We start from the raw sequence: 6,583 nt of genomic DNA, 5'->3' as shown, positions 1-6,583 counted from the left end.
TAGGGGTTCAATCTTTTGGGATTTCTCCGGCCATTCGTTTTGTATTGTCGGCAAATGAGCATTTTTACCCTCAAATTCTTGGTTAACTCAAACCGTAAAACAGGCAAGTTTCTTGGTTTGCCTCAATCAGTTTTAGCGTTGGCGCGTTGTCAGTTTTGCGGGTGCAAAGTGTGGAAAGGGTAAGTTAATCGAACATTTTGCACTTGCTGAAAGTCTTGCTTGTTGAGTTTGTCTGATTCAAAAGCTTGGTTTGTTGCTGAAAGGTGGACTTTGTTTTGGCGGCTTATTTATCACGGTTCAGGCTTTGGCTGATTCTTGGTTCACTTAACCAATATTTTGATTGTTTTCTTAATCAAATGTAGTGTAACTTCTGATTTATCTTATTGAATTTGCATAACAAAGCATTTAAGACGGATTCGCAACGCTTGGTGTTTTTAGTGTAAATTCAGTTTTTGTGTTTTAAGTGGTTTGCCGAGGCATTAGTGTTTAGCGTCGCTCACCACTTAATGCGGCGTTATGTGTTTGATGAGTTTTTGAGATTAAATTTACGATTTCATTGAGAATTCGCTCTGTGTTTTCGGCAAGTTGGCTTGGTCGAAATGGATTCTTAAACAACTTGAGATTGATCGTTTTTAAGGTTTTTTGGTTGCCTCAATTGAGTTTCGGATCTGGTTTTTGTTGGGTTTCGGTGGTTTCAAATCGCTTCAATTGAAATGCATTTTTGACTGATTCACTTTCTGAAATTTAGCTCTGAAAATCTGGTGACGCAAAAGGTTTTGTTGTGGCTGAAAGGGCGCTTTCTTTATTGTCGATTCTATAAGTGGCTCTCTTCGGCTCAGATCGCTGTGAAATTTAGGTTTTGGTAAGCATCGTCTTTGTACGTAACTTATTAAAATCTCTTCATTTCTACGGTGGTTTACTTTGAATTCACGGTAAAATTCACATAACAAGCAATTCAAGTGGATTCTCAACGCGTGGCAGTTTTACTATGCGTCAGGTAAAGTGCTTTACGGTGCAATGCAGTGACTTGGTCAGTGCGTTGTTCACCACTTAATTGAGCGTTATGTGTTTGATGAGTTTTTGAGGTCAAAGCTACGATTTCATTGAAAATTCGTTCCGTGTTTTCGGCAAGTTAGCTTGGTCAAAATGAATCCGTGAAAGAACTTCAATTGGTCACGTCCAAGGTTCTTGGGTTGCCTCAATTGCGTTTTCGATCTGGTTTGTGTTGCGTTTCTTCGGTTTCAAATCGCTTTAATTGAAATGTCTTTTTGACTGACTCTCTTGCTGAAGTTCAGCTCTGAAAGTCTGGTGAAGCAAAAGGTTTTGTTGTGGCTGAAAGGACGCTTTCTTTATTGTTGATTCTGCAAGTGGTTCTCTTTGGCTCAGAACGCTGTGAAATTTAGGGTTTGGTAAGCATCGTTTTTGCACGTAACTTATTAAAATGTCTATATTTCTACGGTGATTTACTTTGAATTCACGGTAAAATTCACATAACAAACAATTCAAGTGGATTCTCAACGCGTGGCAGTTTTACTATGCGTCAGGTAAAGTGTTTACGGTGTTATGCAGCGGCTTGGTCAGTGCGTTGTTCACCACTTAATTGGGCGTTATACCTTGTCTAAAAATTACATATCGGTGGAGCAATAATTGATTAAAAGCTTATATAGATTCTTTCCTTACAATGCGCATGACTTAGATGCTCTAGCTAATAACTATTTGTGGTTTAGCTCTTATTCTGACTTCAATGATCCTTTTGAAGACTTGTTTGTTCAAAATGCCTTGCGAGCAGATTTAGGAGAATATGATCAGTCAAAAGTAATTGCCATGTATAAAGCTTTACATAAGGGAGATATACCGTCAGAACAGGTTAACCAAGCCCTAACTGAACTTATTTTAAAGAATGAATTGCGTGAACATTACGAACAGCACATGAAAAACGTTGTAGCAATGACTCAAAAGGAATTTAGTGCTCACATCAACGATACAAAAGCATGCTGTCTTGTCTCAGATAACATCGATGAAAATGAACTTGCTCTAGAGAACAAACTAATGTGGTCACATTATGGGAACGGGATGCGAGGCTTCTGTGTTGAGTACGATTATTCTGAATTAGTGCATAGCTTATCGGTTGCATCAGAACAGAACGTCGGCTTGTGCCCTATGGAATACCAAGTACTACAGAAAAACAGTTTTATAGACTTGTTCATTGGAACAGCAGAACGCGATAGAAGCTCTAAGAATCTAGGATCACTGGTAGCTACCAAATCTTTAGAGTGGGCATATGAGAATGAGTTTAGGCTTGTCCTAAAAAGCACAGGTAATGTAAATTATTTTAATCCAGCAGCAATTAAGTCGATTACTTATGGAGAAAAAATGCCAGAAAGTAAGCTTGTTACTTTGTTGTCTGTTCTAAAAGGGAATGTGGGGATTGAGTGTGACGTGTATAAAGCGTATATCGATGTCGAGTCATTTCAAATAAAAAGGAAACACCATTCAAAAACGGTATAACAAAGCATTTAAGAGTGATTCGCAACGCTTGGCAGTTTCGCTTCGCTCAAGTATAGCCAAGCGCCGCTCACACCTTAATGCGGCGTTATGTGCTTTAAAGGAAAATTGGCATGGAAGTATTAGAAGCAAGTCCAGATTTAGCTCCAATGTTAGCGAGTTACGCAAGGGAATGTTTGGACTCGGGTATCCCAAAATATTCGGGTGTAGAGCAAAATCCTGAAGCTTATTTGTCTGGTTTGGTTGAGCGTTCGAACGCAACTACTGATCTACCAAATGGATATTTGCCCAGCACAACTTATTATTGCGTATCAGACTTTGAAATCGTGGGTGCTATTAGAGTTCGCAAAGGTAGCAATGCCAACGTAGAAAATGTAATTGGTCATATTGGCTACGAAACTAGACCTTCAGCTCGTGGTAAAGGTGTCGCCTCATATCTCCTTGCTTGGGTTCGTGACCACGCTTTAGCTGACTCAGCTATTGTCACTTGTTCAATTGATAATCCAGCATCCCAAAAGGTTATCGAAAACTGTGGTGGAGAGTACCTTGGCAACTACACAGATGAAAGCGAGGGCACAGTAAGGCGCTACCGTTTGGCACGCACATAACAAAGCGTTTAAGACGGATTCCCAACGCTTGGCATTTTCGGCTTACATCGGTTTAAGTGTTTATGTCACAATGGTTTAGGTAGGGTGGTAGCGTTGCTCACCACTTAACGCGGCGTTATGTGTTTGATGAGTTTTTAAGGTCAAAGCTACGATTTCATTGAAAATTCGTTCCGTGTTTTCGGCAAGTTGGCTTTGTCGAAATGGATTCTTGAACAACCTGAGATTGATCGTTTTCAAGGTTCTTGGGTTGCCTCAATTGGTTTTTTGATCAGGTTTGTATTGAGTTTCATCGGTTTCAAATCGCTTTAATTGAAATGCATTTTTGACTGATTTGCTTGCTGACATTCGGCTCTGAAAGTCTGGTGAAGCAAAAGGTTTGGTTGTGGCTGAAAGGGCGCTTTCTTTGCTGTTGATTCTGTAAGTGGCTCTCTTTGGCTAAAATCGTTGTAAAATTTAGGGTTTGGTTAGCATCGTTTTTGCACGTAAGTTATTCAAATCTCTTCCTTTCTACGGTGGTTTACTTTGAATTCACGGTAAAATTCACATAACAAGCAATTCAAGTGGATTCTCAACGCGTGGCAGTTTTACTATGCGTCAGGTAAAGTGTTTTACGGTGCAATGCAGCGGCTTGGCCAGTGCGTTGTTCACCACTTAATTGGGCGTTAGCTTACAAGGAGAATTTGTGACTAAATTTGGAGTGATAATTACAGCATTATACATAGCACTGATACTGCTATTACGATGGGGTAGCCTCCCAGACCTTGCAACCATGCCTCTCAATGAGTTTGGTGATTTTTTTGCGGGTGTGTTTGGACCGCTTATGCTTTTTTGGTTAATTCTAGGTTACATTCAGCAGCAGAGTGAACTTCAGCAAAATACGAAAGCACTGGAGTTACAAGCCGAAGAACTCAAGAAGTCTGTAGAGCAGCACAAAGAACTAGTGAAAGCTACTAGGGAGCAGGTACAAGCAGACCTGAAAGTTTTGGAAATCGAAGAAATCCGCGCAATGAGAGAGGCGCACCCAAATTTTTCAATAACGGGTGCTGGCTGGAGTTCTATGTCGGATGCAAAAGTAACCTATCAAATTAATTTAATTAACTCTGGACGACCAGCTTCGAGTGTTAGCTTTAGTACAGTTCCAGAGATAGAGGAAATAAACCCAAAAAGTGTCGTTCATTATTTTAATGAAGGACAAAGACACACTCTGCAGTGGGATACCGAGAAAAGTGGTAAGGCTCCATCTGAATTGAAATTAATCATCAGTTGCAAAGACGCAAACACCAATTCTTACAATAAAATGTTCGATCTTACATTGGATGAAGACAACAAATATCACGTCGTGAATGTCGCAGAGGTAAGCTAACAAACGCTTTAAGACGGATTCGCAACGCGTGGCATTTCTACCATGCGTTAAGTTTAGTGATTTAGGTGGTGTGCAGAAACACCGTATCGCGTTGCTCACCACTTAAGCGGGCGTTATGTGTTTCTCGACTTTAAACTTTTAACTGAACGACGTTTCCATTAGCTTTTATCGGGTATAATCAATCTTTTTCAATGCATGTAATGGAGTATTTTATGGATTTTATTGAACGGCTTCAGGCTCTTTCGAAGAAAGTTTCTCAAGTTTCGGCTAATCTGGCTACCGAAGAAGCAACAAAAAATGCTTTAGTTATGCCCTTTCTGCATTCGGTCCTTGGCTATGACGTATTCGATCCAAATGAGGTTATACCTGAGTTTACGGCTGATACTGGAACTAAAAAGGGGGAAAAGGTTGATTATGCGTTGATCAAAGATGGTGTAGTTCAAATTCTAATTGAATGTAAGAAGTATAGTGAATCATTATCAACAAAGCATGCCAACCAATTATTTCGATATTTCTCAGTAACAAATGCACGTATTGCCATTTTAACTAATGGCTCAGAATATCAATTTTTCACTGATTTGGATGCTCCTAATAAAATGGATGAAAAGCCATTTTTGACATTAGATCTCGAAAATTTAGATGAGCATGTTGTCCCTGAAATAAAAAAATTAACTAAATCCTCCTTTGATGTTGAATCTGTAGTTGATGCAGCAGGTGAATTAAAATATTTGAACCAAATAAAGAAAGTTCTAGGTGAGCAGTTCCAAAACCCAGAAGAAGATTTTGTGAAGTTCTTTACTTCTCGCGTCTATGACGGTGTTCAAACTGCAAAAGTGAAATCTCAATTCCTAGACATTACCACTAAAGCTTTAAAGCAGTTTCTCAATGACAGTATAAATGCCCGTCTAAAATCAGCTATTGGTGCTGACGTCAAAGAATCGATTAATGTTGAAACTCAAGTTATTCCTGCTGAAGACGCAAATGAAAGTTCAGAAAAATCTAAAATTCTTACTACAGAAGAAGAAATAGAAGGTTTTAATATAGTTAAAGCAATACTTAGGCAAAAAGTAGAAGTACAGAGAGTTTGTGCGCGTGATACTCAAAGCTATTTTGGGATTCTGCTCGATGATAACAATCGCAAGCCTCTATGCCGTTTGTGGTTTAATACTAAGCAGAAATATATTGGCATCTTTGACGAAGCTAAGAATGAAACTCGGCATCCGATCGAAACTGTGGATGATATATTCAATTTCAGTGAGCAATTACAAAACACCCTCGCATTATATGAGTAAAAACACATAACAAAGCATTTAAGAGGGACAGTCAACGCGTGGCATTCGTGGTTTACTCGAAAATTTGTGTTTACGGTTGTCTATTTTAGTTCTGTGGTGGCGTTGTCTGCCCCTTAATGCGGCGTTATATGCTTTGGCATCAATATTAGGAATCGAGATGAATGTATTGGCTTAGATTTTTGCCATATTTAAGTTTGGGTGTAGCGACAGTTCTGTGCTTTCTTGGTGCTGAATTTGTGAAAAGTGAAGATTTAAGCTCTGTCTTAACTTCAGTGGCATCCAACGGCGTATTTTTCTTTGTAGCTTATCTTTTTTATGACGTAATTCGTCAGCAGGTGCTTAGAAAAGAGCAAAGCTATATTCACGAGCATATAAAGCGTCAATTGACAGGGTGCATTTTTAACTATCTGTATTTTATTAAGAAAGTCATATATGGGTACAACCTTGACACAAATACTCTCGATAATATCTTAGGGATAGTAAAACTTGAGCAACGTGAATTAAAAAATCATGTAGCAAATCAAAGCTACTTGGGATTTCAGATATTCAAGCTTACAAATGAAGTTCGCAATTTGTTTGATGACATTAGTGGTGATGCTGTGTTTCTCAAGTTCTCATCGCATTTGGATTCAGTAAATCTTCTGAAAATATCCAACAATTTGCAGTCATTGGAGCGTATTTATCGTGATTCTATACCGAATCAACTTGAAGATGCAGGCTTGAGAACCTGAAAATGATCATTAATTCGAGATGTCAAAGAGCCTGCGATCTCTGGAAGAGTCACAGAAAAAAATTGGTCTATTGCCGCCTTGAAG

General features: G+C 39.0%; 5 protein-coding genes and 1 pseudogene. 5 read left to right on the top strand and 1 reads right to left on the bottom strand.

What is annotated here, in order from left to right; translation table 11 throughout:
- The first annotated feature begins 1,647 nt into the window (after window positions 1–1,647).
- The 5 genes from EYW48_RS19980 to EYW48_RS19950 all read left to right on the top strand — a co-directional run bounded on the left by EYW48_RS19980 (window position 1,648) and on the right by EYW48_RS19950 (window position 6,499).
- A complete protein-coding gene (locus EYW48_RS19980; protein ID WP_277432927.1) occupies window positions 1,648–2,508 on the top strand; it encodes a DUF2971 domain-containing protein in 861 nt (286 codons plus the stop codon).
- A 110-nt stretch (window positions 2,509–2,618) separates the two neighbouring features.
- The gene (locus EYW48_RS19975) at window positions 2,619–3,113 is read left to right on the top strand and encodes a GNAT family N-acetyltransferase (protein ID WP_002961862.1); all 495 of its coding nucleotides are present in this window, start codon (window positions 2,619–2,621) and stop codon (window positions 3,111–3,113) included.
- A 682-nt stretch (window positions 3,114–3,795) separates the two neighbouring features.
- Entirely contained in the window at window positions 3,796–4,476 is a 681-nt protein-coding gene (locus EYW48_RS19970) for a hypothetical protein (protein WP_277432926.1), read from the top strand.
- Between the two features lie 212 nt (window positions 4,477–4,688).
- Entirely contained in the window at window positions 4,689–5,768 is a 1,080-nt protein-coding gene (locus EYW48_RS19960) for a type I restriction endonuclease (protein WP_047690261.1), read from the top strand.
- A gap of 161 nt (window positions 5,769–5,929) precedes the next feature.
- Window positions 5,930–6,499, top strand: coding sequence for a hypothetical protein (locus tag EYW48_RS19950; RefSeq protein WP_277432925.1), 570 nt, complete (start codon window positions 5,930–5,932; stop codon window positions 6,497–6,499).
- On the opposite strand, the pseudogene EYW48_RS19945 reads toward EYW48_RS19950, so the two are convergent.
- A pseudogene (locus EYW48_RS19945) lies at window positions 6,469–6,583 on the bottom strand (IS630 family transposase); the annotation flags it as partial. The gene EYW48_RS19950 and the pseudogene EYW48_RS19945 overlap by 31 nt on opposite strands.

Source organism: Vibrio sp. 1180_3 (assembly GCF_029478545.1).
GTDB classification, from domain to species: Bacteria; Pseudomonadota; Gammaproteobacteria; order Enterobacterales; family Vibrionaceae; genus Vibrio; species Vibrio aestuarianus.
This window is presented reverse-complemented; position numbering and strand designations above follow the sequence as displayed.

Coding starts and splice junctions, on each gene's coding strand:
- EYW48_RS19950 (WP_277432925.1), top strand. CDS start 5,930: ATGTATTGGCTTAGATTTTTGCCATATTTAAGTTTGGGTGTAGCGACA.
- EYW48_RS19960 (WP_047690261.1), top strand. CDS start 4,689: ATGGATTTTATTGAACGGCTTCAGGCTCTTTCGAAGAAAGTTTCTCAA.
- EYW48_RS19975 (WP_002961862.1), top strand. CDS start 2,619: ATGGAAGTATTAGAAGCAAGTCCAGATTTAGCTCCAATGTTAGCGAGT.